Below are 14158 nucleotides of genomic sequence, written 5' to 3' on the forward strand. Positions count from 1 at the left end.
CGTCAGTCGGCGCCGAAGTCGAACGACGCGGACTCGCCCGCGGCATCCACCCGCTCGGCGAGATCCTGATCGGTCGATTCGACGTTGCCGGTGATCTCGGCCGCCCCGCCGCGCTCGAGGTCGCCCACGAGCTCGGCCGTCGGGCCGCCGATGAGGCCGATGCCGGCGTAGTGCTCGAGGCGCGAGCGCGAGTCGGCGATGTCGAGGTTGCGCATCGTGAGCTGGCCGATGCGGTCGGTCGGACCGAAGGCCGAGTCGCCGACACGCTCCATCGAGAGCTTCTCGGGCGAGTACGACAGGTTGCGGCTCTCGGTGTTCAGGATCGTGTAGTCCTCGCCGCGCCGCAGACGCAGCGTGACGGTGCCGCTGATGGCAGAACCCACCCAGCGCTGGATCGACTCGCGCAGCATGAACGACTGCGGCTCGAGCCAGCGGCCCTCGTACATGAGGCGCCCGAGGCGGCGACCCTGCTCGTGGTAGGTCGCGAGGGTGTCCTCGTTCAGGATGCCGTTGACGAGGCGCTCGTACGCGATGAACAGCAGCGCCATGCCCGGTGCCTCGTAGATGCCGCGGCTCTTGGCCTCGATGATGCGGTTCTCGATCTGGTCGCTCATACCGAGACCGTGGCGGCCGCCGATCGCGTTCGCCTCCATCACGAGCTTGACGATGTCGGAGTACTCGACGCCGTTGATGGCGACGGGGCGTCCCGCTTCGAACGTGACCGAGACGTCCTCGGTCTCGATCTCGACCGCAGGATCCCAGAAGCGCACGCCCATGATGGGCTCGACGATCTCGAGCGAGACGTCGAGGTGCTCGAGGGTCTTGGCCTCGTGGGTCGCGCCCCAGATGTTGGCGTCGGTCGAGTAGGCCTTCTCGACGGAGTCGCGGTACGGGAACCCGTGCGCGACGAGCCACTCGCTCATCTCGGTGCGGCCGCCCAGCTCGGTGACGAAGTCGGCGTCGAGCCACGGCTTGTAGATGCGCAGCGCCGGGTTGGCGAGCAGGCCGTAGCGGTAGAACCGCTCGATGTCGTTGCCCTTGTAGGTCGAGCCGTCGCCCCAGATGTCGACGCCGTCCTCCTTCATGGCGCGGACGAGCATCGTGCCGGTGACGGCACGGCCGATCGGCGTCGTGTTGAAGTAGGTGCGACCGCCCGAGCGGATGTGGAAGGCGCCGCAGGCGAGGGCGACGAGGCCCTCTTCGACCATCATCGGCTTGCAGTCGATCAGGCGTGAGCCCTCAGCGCCGTACTGCAGCGCGCGGCCCGGGATCGACGCGATGTCGTCTTCGTCGTACTGACCGAGGTCGCCGGTGTAGGTGAAGGGGACGGCACCCTTGTCGCGCATCCACGCGACCGCGACGGAGGTGTCGAGACCCCCCGAGAAGGCGATGCCGACGCGCTCGCCGACGGGCAGGGACTGGAGGACCTTCGACATGGGGACAATCCTACTGAGCCGCGGCCTCGCGCCGAGAACGCACGCTCGCCGCGAGAACGCACCCGGCATGGTGCGTTCTCGCCGAGAGGGTGCGTTCTCGGCGGGCCGACGCCCCGGGCTCAGCCCAGCGAGACGCCGGTGATCGTGACGGGCGTCGCGGGGGCGCCGTCGGGGGCACCGCCCTCGGCGCCGGCGGCAGCGACCTCGCGCACGATGGCGAGGCCCGCTTCGTCGAGCGTGCCGAAGACGGTGTACTTCGCGGGCAGCGGGGTGTCCTCGTACACGAGGAAGAACTGCGAGCCGTTCGTGTTCGGGCCGGCGTTGGCCATCGCGACCGTTCCGGCCGGGTAAGTCTCGCTGCCGTCGAGCTCGTCGGCGTAGTTGTACCCGGGGCCGCCGCGTCCGGTTCCCGACGGGTCGCCGCACTGCAGCACGAAGATGCCCGAGGTGGTGAGGCGGTGGCAGGGCGAGTCGTTGTAGTAGCCCTGCTCGGCGAGCGAGACGAAGCTGCCGATCGTGCACGGCGTGCGGTCGGCGTCGAGGGTCATGGGGATGTCGCCGGCCGACGTCTGCAGCACGGCCGAGACCTGGCCCGTCACCTCGGACTCGGCCGGCGGGAGCTCGACGTCGCGCACGCCGCCGGGAGCCTCGACGTAGGCGCAGGCGCCCTCCGGAACGGTCTCGGCGGTCGGCATGGTGTCGGGCTCGGCGGGCGTGGGCGACGATGCGCATCCGGCGAGAGCGAGAGCCGACAGGACGAGAAGGGCGGAACCGAGACGAGCACGCATGTTCAGAGCCTACGGTCTCGGATGCCGCCGGCCGGGTACCCGGATCGACGCGGTTCGCCGTCGCGAGCGAAGCCGGATGCCGGAACCTGGTCAGCACGCGCCGCGAGTGGCACGATCGGTCCGTGATGCCCGCGCCGCGGGCCGCGGAAGGGGTGGCGATGGCTGACAGCACGGCGGGCGGTGCCGGGTTCTCCGACGAGGAGAAGGCGGCGATGAAGCAGCGGGCCGAGGAGCTCCGCTCGACGAAGGGTCTGAAGGGCGCCGCGAAGCTCGCGAAGGAGCTCGAGGCCTGCATGGACGCGATCGACGCGCTCGAGGGGATCGACGGCGAGGTCGCCCGCATGGTCCACCGGATCGTGTCGGAGGAGGCATCCGACCTCGACCCGAAGACGTTCTACGGGTTCCCCGCCTACGCGCGCGCCGGGAAGGTCGTGATCTTCGTGCAGCCGAAGTCGAAGTTCGACACTCGCTACCCGACGCTCAACTTCGACGAGACGGCGACGCTCGACGACGGGCCGATGTGGCCGACGTCGTTCGCGATCGTCGAGGTCACTCCCCAGGTCGAGAGTCGCGTGCGGGAGCTGGTCCGCGCCGCCGTCGACTGATCTCCGGCGCTGGCAGCGAAACCCGGGGTTCTCGGGTGACGGCGACCCCGACGATCGTCAGCAGCGCGGGCACGGCGAGACCCAGCAGAGCGCCGGCGGCGACGTCGTGCAGGTAGTGCGCGCCCTCGAAGAGTCGGCCCGAAAGCACGATGAGCGCTGCGCCCACGGCCGCCCACGTCGCCCACGTCCGGCGCGCCGCCACGGCGATGACCCAGACCGCGCCCATCGCGAGGACGGCGTGGTTCGAGGGGAGGGAGTAGTCGGTGGCGTCGCAGGCGGACAGCGCTGCCCAGCGGGTGCACGGGCGTGCCTGCATGAGGGCCACCTTGACCATCTCGCTGGTCGCGTAGGCGATGACGACTCCGCCCGCTGCGGCGATCGAGAGGATGCGGTGCCGTGACCCGCCTCGCAGCGCGACGGCCAACGCGACGACCGTGCCGACGGCGAGCAGCGACAGGAACAGGTCCGAGAGGTACGCGGTAGCCGGAAGCGCGAGGCCCGCGGTCATCGCCCCGCGCGTCGCCAGGACGCTGAGACTGACGCCCCACCAGGGGATGAGCAGTGCGGCCGCCGCGATGACGGCGACAGCGGACACGGGGAGTATCGACGATCGGGGGATGGCGGTGCTCACCCCAGCAACGCTAGGAAGCGTGCCGCTGCGCGGCATCCGCTCTCAGGCGCACGCGCATCCTCCCCGAGGTGTATTCCTCGTTCAGGAGAGCAGCGCCTCTGCCCGCAGGGTCAGTGCGATCGCGACGAGTGTCGACAGCAGTCCCGAGGCGAGGAGCAGACCCGGATGCGCGAGGCCGATCACGATCTGACGTGTGCGCGGCGCGTCGGCGAGGAAGTGCTCCGGGATGCGGTGGCGCGTGGGCACGGCCGACCATCCGCGCAGTCGCACCAGGTAGCTCGCGTAGCGGATGATCAGCACGCAGTAGAGCAGCACGGTGACCGGAGGCACGATGCGGGCGAAGAGGTCACCGGCGGCGATCCAGGCCGTCTCGATGTCGGTGCCGCTCTCGTCGGCGAGCTGCACCGCGATCGCGCCGCCGATCACGACCGAGCCCAGCCAGAACACGAAGGCGCTGAAGAGCGCGAGGAACCGCGCGAAGAAATGGGTCAGGATCGACGGCTCGTACTCCAAGTGCGACCTCGGCGTCTGTGACAGGACGATGAGCGTCGCCACGAGCGGAGGCAGTGCTGCCGTGAGGGTGAGCGTCGCGCGCAGCCAGTGCGGGCCGCCGAGCAGATCGCAGATGACGAGCAGGGCGACCACGATGATCATCCACAGCAGGCCGAGGGCCGTGGGGTGGGAGGTCACGAAGGAGGGATGATGCTCCTCGAGGCGGGCGCTGGCGCGTTCGACGAGCCGTCGACCCCGATCGTTCGTCGTCACGGGTGGATGCTATCGCCGGTGACCGGCCGGTGTGCAGGGAGTAGCCTGGACGCGTGAGTACCGTCCGTCTGCCGATGCCCTCTGGGCGTGAGGGGGTCTCCGGCGCGCTCAGCGCCGGTGGCACAGTCGCGGCATCCTTCGTCCTCCTCGCCGGTTGATCCGGCGCGCGTCGCGTCGACCCATGTCCGCGACGCGCTCTCCCGGTCCCGGGCGACGACTCCGTCGTTCCGGGATGATCCGCTCACGACCGTCTGCTCGCAGCCCGTTCCGGGCGCCGGCGCGACGGTGGTGCGCGAACGCGTACTCAGACAGGACCCTTTCCATGTTCGCCCTCACCGCGAAAGCCATCCGCTCCTCGTTCATCAACGTCTCGCTCCGCGAGCGCAATTCGCTCGTCGTCCCCGCCGACCTCGGGGACGTCGACTGGTCTACCCGTGACTACTACGGGTGGCGCGACCCCAAGACTCCGCTGCTCGGGTTCATCGTCGCCGAGGTCGACGGCGAGGCCGTCGGCCTGCAGCTGCGTCAGGCAGATCAGGCCACGCGCACCCGCCCGCAATGCTCGTGGTGCTGCGATGTCACCCTCCCCAACGAGGTCGTCTTCTTCGCCGCGAAGCGGGCGGGCAAGGCCGGTCGTGCCGGAAACACCGTCGGGACGCTCCTGTGCTCGGGGTTCGAGTGCTCGCGGAACGTCCGGCGCCTCGACCCGCCGCCCTACCTCGGGTTCGACGCGGCAGCGGCGCGCGATCGCCGCATCGCGACGCTGCGGGCCAACGTCGACGCGTTCTTCCGCGATCTGCGCGACGGCGCCTGAGCCGCCCCGCACCCGGCATCCGGCTTCTCCTCAGCGAGGCGGGGCCGGGCGCCGGCGGTCTCGCTGATCAGGTCGTCGTCGAGGCGATGTCCGTGAGCAGCGCCTCGGCGGCCAGCGCGTCGAGCGACAGGCCGAGGCTCGCGGCGACGGCGGCGACGGTCGCGAACGACGGGGTCGCCAGCCGGCCGGTCTCGATCTTGCGCAGCGTCTCGGGTGATACGCCGGCGGCCGCGGCGACCTCCGTGATCGACCGGTCTCCCCGCGCTCGCCGGAGCTGGGCGCCCAGGCGACGGCCGCGCTCGACGGCTTCGGGCGTGAGCGCGCGACGAACCATCATGCGCTCATCGTAGCGGTATAGTTTGACCGGTATTTATATACCGGAGGAGCGCACCATGATCGAGATCTTCACACCGCGCGAGGTCGATCGCGCCCGCGAGACGGGGGCCATCGTCGGCGGCATCCTCCGCGATATCCGCTCGCGGGTGCAGGTGGGCACCAACCTTCTCGAGATCGACGAGTGGACGCGCGAGCTCATCGACGACAACGGTGCGACGTCCTGTTATGTCGACTACGCGCCGTCGTTCGGGCGGGGCCCCTTCGGGCACTACATCTGCACGGCGGTCAACGACGCCGTGCTGCACGGGATGCCGCACGACTACCGCCTCGCCGACGGGGACCTCCTCACGCTCGACCTCGCCGTCACGAAGGGCGGCCTTGCGGCCGACGCCGCGATCAGCTTCGTCGTCGGGAATCGGCGCCCGGAGGGAGCGGCAGCCCTCATCGACGCGACCGAACGCGCCCTCGCCGCCGGCATCGAGGTCGCACGCGCGGGCAACCGGGTGGGCGATATCTCGCGCGCGATCGGCAATGTGCTCTCCGGTGCCGGATACTCCATCAACACCGAGTTCGGCGGGCACAGCATCGGGTCGGTGATGCACGGCGACCTGCACATCCCCAATACCGGGCGGCCGGGGCGGGGCTACATCCTGCGGCCGGGGCTGCTCATCGCGATCGAGCCGTGGGTCATGGAAGACACGAACGTGCTCGTGACCGACGCCGACGGGTGGACGCTCCGCAGCTCGACCGGATGCCTCACCGCCCACACCGAGCACACGATCGCCATCACCGACGGAGCGGCCGAGATTCTCACCCTGCCGCGGTGATCTCCGTCGGCAGGACGCGGGCGCGGCGGCGGGTGACCCACACTGCTCCGAAGCCGACGGCGACGAAGCCGATCGCGATGACGACGACGTACGCCGCGACCGACCCCCATCCGCCAGGGCCGTTCGGATTCAGGAACGGGTAGGGGTACCAGTACGGCTCGCCCGTCGTGGGGTTCGTGACGAGCGGGCCTCGGACGAGCGTGTAGGCCACCCACAGCAGCGGGAACGTCACCACGACCCATACGACCTGCCAGCGAAGGGCGCGGCGCCGGGCGCCGATCAGCAGGTCGAGCACGAGGAAGATCGGGCCGATCAGGTGCAGCACCTCGTTCGACCACGGCACCGGCTCGGATCCCTGCGGGAGCGTGATCCCGCGCAGGAGTGCGTTGTAGACGACTCCGGTGATGACCATGTACGCCGTGGCGCAGGTGAGCGCGGCGGAGAGCCCGAGCGATGATTCCGGCCCGGCGCGGCCGATCAGTACCCGGACGCCCGCCGTCGCGAGAACCACTGCTGCGATGACGTTCGAGAGGATCGTGAAGAAGCTGAAGAAGTTCGCGAACACGGTCGCGACGTCGCCGCCGGACGCGGCGGTTCGCGTCAGTGACACGGTCAGCTGGGTGATGACGGCGGCGAGGATGACGACGGCCATCGCCAGCCGCAGGAGCGCCCACACCGTCGCCTGCCTCGAGCTCTGCACGTGGGCACACTATCGCTCGACTGCCGTACGTGAACGCATGTGGCGGCGGTCCGGGATGTCGCGTCCGGTCACGGATAGCGTCGCGATGCGGCATCCGCGGGCATGGATCGGCGCATCGACGCGTTGGGTCCGACGGCGACCGCGGCGAAGGCAGCACGCGGCGCGCGAGAGGACGAACCCGATGACCATCACCACCCCTCCTGTTCTGGGCGGCTCCGACGTCCGCGATAACGCCGCATGGCATTCGCTGACCGGGGCGCACGCGCACCTCGCCATCGGCGACGACCTCGTCCGCCGGTATCCCGACGACGTGGCCGGCTTCGTGGGCGTGCGCACGTGGGAGGATCCCGCGGTGTGGGACTCGCTCACGACCGTGGTGGGTTCGGGCAATGAGTTCAGCATCAGTAGGCCCGTGCGCGCGGATGCTGGCGGTAGTGATGGTGCTGGGCCGGCGCTGCCCGACGGGTGGGTGCGCACGTTCGGTGGTGCGGGAGTGCAGCTGGTCGAGACGGACCGCCTCCGGCCGCGACCGGATGAGGAGGCAGTCGAGCTGGGGCAAGCGGATGTCGCCGACATGCTTGCTCTCGTCGATCGGAATCGGCCCGGTCCCTTCCGGCCGCGCACCCACCTGCTCGGCCGGTACATCGGCATCCGGCGCGATGGCCGGCTGATCGCCATGGCGGGCGAGCGACTGCAGCCGGGCGAATGGACCGAGATCAGCGCGGTCGCAACCGACGAGGCGTACCGGCGGCAGGGGCTGGCGTCGCGGCTGGTGCTGGATGTCGCGTTCCACATCCAGCAGCGGGGTGGCCGAGCGATGATGCACGCCGCGGCGTCGAACGTGAACGCGATCGCCGGCTATGAGAAGCTCGGATTCGAGCTGCGGCAGCGGACGAACTTCACGGGCGTGCGCGTGCCCTGACCGGCGGTTCCCCTTCAGCGATTCCTCCCCAGTGGTGCGCTCTGACGAGTTTCGCGCTTCGTACATTTGTTCGATGTGAATGTCTGACCCCACTGCCACAATGGGAACATGTCAGCGAACAGGGGTTGCGGCTCGGACGAGATCGAGGTCTCGCCGCACGGCCCCGCGATCGCGGCTTACGGCGAGGCGCTCGCGCTGGTGCATGACGCGGATGTCGCTTCGGTGCGGGCTCTGGCCGAGCTGGGCCGGTCCGCGTTGCGTGAGGCGCGTCGTGACGGGGTTCGCGGGATGGCGTCGGACATGGAGCTGCGGTCGGTCGCGGCCGAAGCCGCGGGGCTTGCCCGGCGGACCGACAGGCGCCTGCAGGCCGACATCGACCATGCGCTGACGGTCGTCGACGACTACCCGACCGTGTTCTCAGCGTGGCAGGAGCGGCGGATCACCCGCGACCATGTCGACGCGGTCGTCACAGCGGGGACCGGGCTGCCCGATGAGGTGCGGGGCGAGTTCGAGGTCGCGGCGATCGCGGTGTGCGAGCGCGACATCGCCACCCGGGTGAAACCGGCGCTGCGGTCCCTGGCTGAGAGGCTGCACGAGCGCACGTTCACCGACCGGCACCGCGAAGCCGCCGCCGGGCGGTGTGTGCGGGTCTCACACGGGACGGACGGGATGTCGGATGTCATCGCGACCGTCCCGACAGTGATCGCGGTGGGCATGCTCGACCGGCTCACGCAGATGGGACAGTCCGTCAAGGACGCCCGGGCGGATGCCGCCGGCGCACGCGAGCCGGCCGATACGCGAACGATGGATCAGCTGCGCGCCGACATCCTCGGTGACCTCGTCCTCGGCGGGGCGCCGGTCGTCGATCCGACGTATGGGACCGACCGGGCCGGTGGGCTCGGCGCGATCCGGGCGCGCGTTCAGGTCGCGGTCACGGCGGAGACGCTGATGGGGCGTGACGAGAGCCCCGCCGAAGCCGTCGGGGGTGCGCTGATCGATGCCGACACGGCACGCGAGCTCGCCGGGCAGGTGTCCGAGTGGGACCGGCTGTTCATCGACCCCGTCACCCGGACGCCGGTTGAGATCGACATGTACCGGCCGACCGCGTCGATGAAGAAGCTCCTGATGGCCCGGGACCAGCACTGCCGATTCCCGGGATGCCGCCGAGCCGCGATCCGCTGCGAACTCGACCACACCATCGACCATGCCCTCGGCGGGCACACCCACATCTTCAACCTCGCCCACCTCTGCCAACGACACCACTCAATGAAGCAATTCACGAAATGGGAAGTCAGACAGATCGGCGGCGGGGTCCTCGAATGGACCTCACCCCTCGGCCGGGTCTACCGCGAAGACGCTCCCATACCCGCGGTGTGCTTCACCATCGACACCGCGGATCCGCCACCGGATGCGACACGCGGCGGACCACCGCCGGGTGAAGCAGCACCCTTCTGACGCCAGCCGCGCGCCCTCGATGGCGTGCCGGCGCACAGCCCGAGTCCCACGCTCGCGCGGTGCGCGACGTCGTCAGCCCTTCGCGCCCGCGAACGCGAGAGTTCCGCCAAGCCCGATCATCATCACGCCTCCCGCGCTTGCGAGCGTCGCCATGCGGCGCGGTGAGGTGGCGAACCACGCGCGGGCCGTTCCCGCCGCGAGCGCCCACAGGCTGTCGCTCACCACGGCGAGCACCTGGAAGATCAGGCCGAGCGCGAGGAGCTGCATCCAGATCGGACCAGCGTCGGGGGCGACGAACTGCGGGAGAGCAGCCACGAAGAACGCGATCGTCTTCGGGTTCGACACACCGACGACGAACCCCTGAGCAAGCAGGCGCATCGGCGACGTACGCACATTCGAGGGCGTGCGCACGTGCGCGTGACGGTGGCGGATCGCCTGCACCCCGAGCCACACGAGATACGCGGCGCCGACGATCTTGATGACCGTGAAAGCGGCGACCGACGACGCGACGATCGCGCCGACCCCGAACGCCACCGCGAGCAGGGCAGGGACGTTCCCGAGCGCGTTTCCGAGCACGCTCAGCACGCCGGCGCGACGCCCGAGGGCGATCGATCGGCCGATGACGAACAGCACACCGGGGCCTGGGATCACGATGATGACGACAGCCGCGAGGAGGAACGCCAGCAGGTTCTCGAACGGGATCACGAACGAACGCTATCGGCCCGAGGAGTCGCCTGTATTACGCCATGTCTCCGTGCGTGTCGCCGTGTGTGGCGGCGCCGCGACAGCGGCGCCCGCGCCGCTCTACTGTCGGGCGATCCGCAGCATCCGCTGCATCCGCGCCGTTTCGAGGAGATCCGCATGACCGACACCGTCTCGCGCGTCGACCGCAGCGTCGGCGACACTGCGCCGACCGCGCAGCGCGTCGACCTCGGCGACATCCCCGTCGTCCGCACGCGGCACTGGTTCCGGTGGGCGATCGCCGCGATCATCGTGTTCGTCGTCGCACAGTTCCTGTGGTCGCTCGTGACGAACGAGAACTACGAGTGGGGCTACTTCGCGCAGTACTTCTTCTCCGACCCGGTGCTGCAGGGACTCGGCCTCACCCTCGTCTACACGGCGGTGTCGGCGACGATCGGATTCCTGCTCGGGACGGTGCTGGCGCTGGCTCGGCTCGCCAAGTCGCCGCTGCTGAACGCCGCGGCGTGGAGCTTCATCTGGTTCTTCCGCTCGGTCCCCCTCGTCGTACAGCTGGTCGTCTGGTACAACCTCGGCTACCTGTATCCGACGCTCGGGCTGGGCACCCCCTTCACGACCGACTTCTGGATCGTCGAGTTCCCGACGGTGCAGCTCATCAGCGCGTTCGCGGCGGGCGTGCTCGGCCTGAGCCTGCACCAGGCGGCCTACTCCGCCGAGATCATCCGCGGCGGCCTGCTCTCGGTCGACCAGGGCCAGCTCGAGGCGGCCGCGGCCCTCGGCATCCCGCCGCGTCGCCGACTCAGCCGCATCGTGCTGCCGCAGGCCATGCGATCGATCATCCCCAACGCCACGAACGAGGTGATCGGCCTCGTCAAGGGCACCTCGGTGCTGTTCGTGATCGCGATCCCCGAGCTGTTCTACGCGGTGCAGGTGATCTACAACCGCAACAGCCGCGTCATCCCGCTGCTGCTCGTCGCGGTGGTCTGGTACACGATCATCACCACGGTGCTCAGCATCCTGCAGTACTACATCGAGCGTCACTACGCGCGGGGATCCGTGCGGGTTCTGCCACCCACGCCCGTCCAGCGCGCGCGCCGCTGGATCGCTACGCAGTGGGCCCGCCTCGGCGACGACGCGCCGGCACCCCGCCCCCTCGCACCCGGAGGAAAGTCATGACCATCGGTCTCGTCGAGATCCACAACGTCCACAAGAGCTACGCCGGAGTCGAGGTGCTCGGCGGCATCGACCTCACGGTCCAGCCGGGCGAGGTCGTCGCGATGCTCGGCGCGAGCGGCTCGGGCAAGTCGACGCTGCTGCGCACCATCAACCACCTCGAGACGGTCGACCGCGGATCGGTCACGGTCGACGGCGAGTTCATCGGCTACGAGCAGCGGAACGGCAAGCTCTACGAGCTGCGCGAGAAGGCCGTGCTCGAACGCCGCACCCAGATCGGGATCGTCTTCCAGAACTTCAACCTCTTCCCCCACCTCACCGCCCTCGAGAACGTCACCGAGGCGCCGATCGCGCTCGGGCGCCTCTCGAAGGACGACGCCCGCGAGCTCGCGCTCGGACTGCTCGACCGCGTCGGGCTCGGCGACAAGGCCGGTCACTACCCCCGCCAGCTCTCCGGCGGGCAGCAGCAGCGCGTTGCCATCGCGCGAGCGCTGGCTCTGAAGCCCAAGGTGATCCTGTTCGACGAGCCGACGAGCGCGCTGGACCCCGAACTCGTCGGCGAGGTGCTCGACGTCATCCGCGACCTGGCGCAGCTCGGGACGACGCTCATCATCGTGACCCACGAGATCGGCTTCGCCCGCGAGGTCGCCGACCGCGTCGTCTTCCTCGACGGCGGCCGGATCATCGAGCAGGGCCCGCCCGCCGAGGTGCTCGTCGCGCCGAAGCACCCCCGCGTGCAGGAGTTCCTCGCCAAGGTCCTCGCCTGACATCCCATCCCATCCCACCCCTCCACCCGCACCCCACTTTTCGAGAGAGACCCAACAGCATGGCCATCAGTAAGAAGCAGGGCATCGCCGCCGGACTCGGCGTCGTCGCGGTCGCGGCGATCGTCGGCGGCATCGTCGCCGCCGTGAACCTCAACCGACCCGCCGAAGCCGAGGCCGCGGCGCCCGCACCCGCCACGGCTAACGTCGCGACCGACGACATCCACTGGGTGCACCTCGACGAACCCGTCGCCGAGGCCGTCGCCGCCCTCGAGGCGAGCGGGTTCGAGCCCGTCGAAGAGGGGAAGCTGACGGTCGCGCACTCCGCTTACCTGCCGCCGCTCGGCTACATCCCCGAGGGCGAGACACAGGCCGCCGGCACCGAGCCGAACATCGGCTCGCTCATCGCCGAAGCGCTCGGCCTCGAGTACAACCCGGTGGTCGTCGCATGGGCCGACTGGCCCCTCGGCATCCAGTCGGGCAAATACGACCTCATCACCTCGAACGTCACCGTCACGGAAGAGCGCAAGGAGCTCTACGACTTCGCGAGCTACCGCGAGGACCTGCTCGGCTTCTACGTCCGCGCCGACAGCGACATCGACAAGATCGAAGAGGCCGCCGACATCTCCGGTCTGAAGATCGTCGTCGGCTCGGGCACCAACCAGGAGCAGGTGCTGCTCGCCTGGAACGAGGAGCTCGAAGCTGCCGGCGAGGCTCCCGCCGAGCTGCAGTACTACGACGACAACGCCGCCGCCGTCCTCGCACTGCAGTCCGGCCGCGTCGACGCGACCTTCGGCCCCAACGCAACCTCGGCCTGGTCGGCCCGGGAGACCGGCGACACCAAGCTCGTCGGCCTCGTGCCCGGCGGCTGGCCGCAGACCGCCAACATCGCCGCGGCGACCGCCAAGGACAACGGCCTGATCGAGCCGGTGTCGATCGCGATCAACGCCATCATCGAGGGCGGCCAGTACGACGAGGTCCTCGAGACGTGGGGCCTCGAGTCGGAGCGCATCGAGGAGAGCGAGATCAATCCGCCCGGACTCCCCGCGTCGTGAACGGGTATGCGTCGTGAACAGGTCGCGGTGAAAGGTAGCGTCGCCTCGTGACATCGACCGCGACAGCGCTCACCATCCGGCTCGTCCGCACCGAGGAATTCGCTCGGGCGGGCGAGCTGACCGCGCGCGCCTACCAGCACAGCTACGACCGGCTCTCGGAGCAGTACCTCGACTCGCTGAGGGACGTCGCCGCCCGCGTGCGGATCGGAGATGTGTGGGTGGCGGTGGATGACGGCGGGATCCTCGGAACCGTCTGGGTCGCTCGGCCCAACCGTCCGCTCGCCGGCGTCGCGCGACCCGGTGAGACGGACTTCCGCCAGCTCGCCGTCGCCCCCGAGGCCCGGGGTCGCGGTGTCGGCGAGGCGCTCACCCGGCACGTCATCGAACTCGCCCGGCAGCGCGGATCGCATCGCGTCGTCATGAACAGCGGGCCCGAGATGACGGCCGCCCACGCCCTGTACGCCAAGCTCGGCTTCACGCGCCTGCCCGAGCGGGAGGGGCGGATCGAGGTCGAGCCGGGCCGTTTCGTCGACCTGCTCGCGTTCGGATACGACCTCGCGCCGGAGCCGTCTACGTCGGCCCGAGCCTCGGCCGGCGGTTCGGCCGCGACGTGGCTCTTCGAGCACATCGATTACGGTGACCCGCGTGGCGAGGCGCTGCGCGCCGAGATGGACCGCGAGGTCGGTCCTCGGTACGCCGACCGGTTCGACGACGCCGACCCCGAGGCCGCCGCCCGCTCGGCCCGAGCCTTCGCCCTCGACCCCGCGACGATCGTGGCGACGGTGCTCGTGACGGATGCCGCGGGCGAAGCCGTCGGCCACGGCGCGCTGCGCGACCTCGAGCACGACGGCATCCGCGATCTCGAGATCAAACGCGTGTACGTCCATCCCCGGGCGCGCGGTCTCGGCGCGAGCCGCGCCCTGGTCGCGGAGCTCGAGCGCGTCGCCCGCGACCGAGGCGCTCGCCGCGTCATCCTGCAGACCGGCGACCGCCAGCATGACGCCGTCGAGCTGTACGAGCGTCTCGGCTACACGCCGATCCCGATCTACTCCCCGTACACCGAGTACGCGTTCTCCCGCTGCTTCGCGAAACTCCTGTAGCCCCACCCCCGCCCACCCCCGGCGCCGAGCACGTACCGTTTCCGCCGGATTTCCATCCATTGCGGGCTCGGCGACGAAGAACTATGCA

Annotated in this window: 16 protein-coding genes; 9 read left to right on the plus strand and 7 right to left on the minus strand. The window is 69.9% G+C overall.

What is annotated here, in order from left to right; all coding sequences use genetic code 11:
• Positions 1–2: 2 nt before the first annotated feature.
• Both argG and O1W71_RS05125 read right to left on the minus strand, forming a co-directional pair.
• Positions 3–1436, minus strand: a complete 1434-nt coding sequence (argG, locus tag O1W71_RS05120; RefSeq protein WP_269266813.1) for an argininosuccinate synthase — start codon at positions 1434–1436, stop codon at positions 3–5.
• A gap of 119 nt (positions 1437–1555) precedes the next feature.
• Positions 1556–2224 carry a peptidylprolyl isomerase gene (locus O1W71_RS05125; protein ID WP_269266814.1) on the minus strand — a complete coding sequence of 223 codons (669 nt, stop codon included), beginning with the start codon at positions 2222–2224 and terminating at the stop codon, positions 1556–1558.
• Between the two features lie 158 nt (positions 2225–2382).
• Between O1W71_RS05125 and O1W71_RS05130 the strand changes: the two genes are divergently transcribed.
• Complete coding sequence (locus O1W71_RS05130) at positions 2383–2829, plus strand: hypothetical protein (RefSeq protein WP_269266815.1); 447 nt, start codon at positions 2383–2385, stop codon at positions 2827–2829.
• Here O1W71_RS05130 and O1W71_RS05135 read toward each other — a convergent pair.
• On the minus strand, positions 2774–3460 hold the full coding sequence (locus O1W71_RS05135; protein ID WP_269266816.1) for a phosphatase PAP2 family protein: 687 nt from the start codon (positions 3458–3460) through the stop codon (positions 2774–2776). The genes O1W71_RS05130 and O1W71_RS05135 overlap by 56 nt on opposite strands.
• A gap of 81 nt (positions 3461–3541) precedes the next feature.
• Positions 3542–4225 (minus strand): hypothetical protein, encoded by a 684-nt coding sequence (locus O1W71_RS05140; RefSeq protein WP_269266817.1) that lies wholly within the window; start codon positions 4223–4225, stop codon positions 3542–3544.
• A 322-nt stretch (positions 4226–4547) separates the two neighbouring features.
• Here O1W71_RS05140 and O1W71_RS05145 point away from each other — a divergent pair, with 322 nt between their 5' ends.
• Positions 4548–5039, plus strand: coding sequence for an FBP domain-containing protein (locus tag O1W71_RS05145; protein ID WP_112615653.1), 492 nt, complete (start codon positions 4548–4550; stop codon positions 5037–5039).
• A 67-nt stretch (positions 5040–5106) separates the two neighbouring features.
• On the opposite strand, the gene O1W71_RS05150 is transcribed toward O1W71_RS05145, so the two are convergent.
• Entirely contained in the window at positions 5107–5373 is a 267-nt protein-coding gene (locus tag O1W71_RS05150; protein WP_094261289.1) for a helix-turn-helix transcriptional regulator, read from the minus strand.
• A gap of 58 nt (positions 5374–5431) precedes the next feature.
• On the opposite strand from O1W71_RS05150, the gene map reads away from it, so the two are divergent.
• Positions 5432–6202 carry a type I methionyl aminopeptidase gene (gene map, locus O1W71_RS05155; protein WP_269266818.1) on the plus strand — a complete coding sequence of 257 codons (771 nt, stop codon included), beginning with the start codon at positions 5432–5434 and terminating at the stop codon, positions 6200–6202.
• Here map and O1W71_RS05160 read toward each other — a convergent pair.
• Complete coding sequence (locus O1W71_RS05160) at positions 6186–6902, minus strand: Pr6Pr family membrane protein (protein ID WP_269266819.1); 717 nt, start codon at positions 6900–6902, stop codon at positions 6186–6188. The two genes, map and O1W71_RS05160, sit on opposite strands and share 17 nt — an antisense overlap.
• Before the next feature lie 181 nt (positions 6903–7083).
• Between O1W71_RS05160 and O1W71_RS05165 the strand changes: the two genes are divergently transcribed.
• Both O1W71_RS05165 and O1W71_RS05170 read left to right on the plus strand, forming a co-directional pair.
• Complete coding sequence (locus O1W71_RS05165; protein ID WP_269266820.1) at positions 7084–7824, plus strand: GNAT family N-acetyltransferase; 741 nt, start codon at positions 7084–7086, stop codon at positions 7822–7824.
• Positions 7825–7932: 108 nt separating this feature from the next.
• The gene (locus O1W71_RS05170) at positions 7933–9279 is read left to right on the plus strand and encodes an HNH endonuclease signature motif containing protein (protein ID WP_269266821.1); all 1347 of its coding nucleotides are present in this window, start codon (positions 7933–7935) and stop codon (positions 9277–9279) included.
• 72 nt (positions 9280–9351) lie between these two features.
• Here the strand turns inward: O1W71_RS05170 and O1W71_RS05175 are convergent, their stop codons facing one another.
• Positions 9352–9984 (minus strand): LysE family translocator, encoded by a 633-nt coding sequence (locus O1W71_RS05175; protein ID WP_269266822.1) that lies wholly within the window; start codon positions 9982–9984, stop codon positions 9352–9354.
• Between the two features lie 156 nt (positions 9985–10140).
• Here O1W71_RS05175 and O1W71_RS05180 point away from each other — a divergent pair, with 156 nt between their 5' ends.
• From O1W71_RS05180 to O1W71_RS05195, 4 genes are read left to right on the plus strand one after another with little or no spacing between them, the layout of a single operon-like run.
• Entirely contained in the window at positions 10141–11154 is a 1014-nt protein-coding gene (locus O1W71_RS05180; protein WP_269266823.1) for an amino acid ABC transporter permease, read from the plus strand.
• A complete protein-coding gene (locus O1W71_RS05185; RefSeq protein ID WP_269266824.1) occupies positions 11151–11918 on the plus strand; it encodes an amino acid ABC transporter ATP-binding protein in 768 nt (255 codons plus the stop codon). The genes O1W71_RS05180 and O1W71_RS05185 overlap by 4 nt, the downstream gene beginning before the upstream one ends.
• Before the next feature lie 59 nt (positions 11919–11977).
• A complete protein-coding gene (locus O1W71_RS05190; RefSeq protein ID WP_269266825.1) occupies positions 11978–12970 on the plus strand; it encodes an ABC transporter substrate-binding protein in 993 nt (330 codons plus the stop codon).
• Positions 12971–13017: 47 nt separating this feature from the next.
• Positions 13018–14070, plus strand: coding sequence for a GNAT family N-acetyltransferase (locus O1W71_RS05195; RefSeq protein ID WP_269266826.1), 1053 nt, complete (start codon positions 13018–13020; stop codon positions 14068–14070).
• The last annotated feature ends 88 nt before the right edge of the window (positions 14071–14158 follow it).

The organism is Microbacterium sp. H37-C3 (assembly GCF_027157935.1).
In the GTDB taxonomy this organism is placed as follows: domain Bacteria; phylum Actinomycetota; class Actinomycetes; order Actinomycetales; family Microbacteriaceae; genus Microbacterium; species Microbacterium plantarum.

Excerpts from the sequence above, each read along its gene's own strand:
- O1W71_RS05180 (WP_269266823.1), top strand. The coding sequence starts at position 10,141 with ATGACCGACACCGTCTCGCGCGTCGACCGCAGCGTCGGCGACACTGCG.
- O1W71_RS05130 (WP_269266815.1), top strand. The coding sequence starts at position 2,383 with ATGGCTGACAGCACGGCGGGCGGTGCCGGGTTCTCCGACGAGGAGAAG.
- O1W71_RS05125 (WP_269266814.1), bottom strand. The coding sequence starts at position 2,224 with ATGCGTGCTCGTCTCGGTTCCGCCCTTCTCGTCCTGTCGGCTCTCGCT.
- O1W71_RS05150 (WP_094261289.1), bottom strand. The coding sequence starts at position 5,373 with ATGGTTCGTCGCGCGCTCACGCCCGAAGCCGTCGAGCGCGGCCGTCGC.
- O1W71_RS05145 (WP_112615653.1), top strand. The coding sequence starts at position 4,548 with ATGTTCGCCCTCACCGCGAAAGCCATCCGCTCCTCGTTCATCAACGTC.
- O1W71_RS05170 (WP_269266821.1), top strand. The coding sequence starts at position 7,933 with ATGTCAGCGAACAGGGGTTGCGGCTCGGACGAGATCGAGGTCTCGCCG.
- O1W71_RS05165 (WP_269266820.1), top strand. The coding sequence starts at position 7,084 with ATGACCATCACCACCCCTCCTGTTCTGGGCGGCTCCGACGTCCGCGAT.
- map (WP_269266818.1), top strand. The coding sequence starts at position 5,432 with ATGATCGAGATCTTCACACCGCGCGAGGTCGATCGCGCCCGCGAGACG.
- O1W71_RS05185 (WP_269266824.1), top strand. The coding sequence starts at position 11,151 with ATGACCATCGGTCTCGTCGAGATCCACAACGTCCACAAGAGCTACGCC.
- argG (WP_269266813.1), bottom strand. The coding sequence starts at position 1,436 with ATGTCGAAGGTCCTCCAGTCCCTGCCCGTCGGCGAGCGCGTCGGCATC.
- O1W71_RS05190 (WP_269266825.1), top strand. The coding sequence starts at position 11,978 with ATGGCCATCAGTAAGAAGCAGGGCATCGCCGCCGGACTCGGCGTCGTC.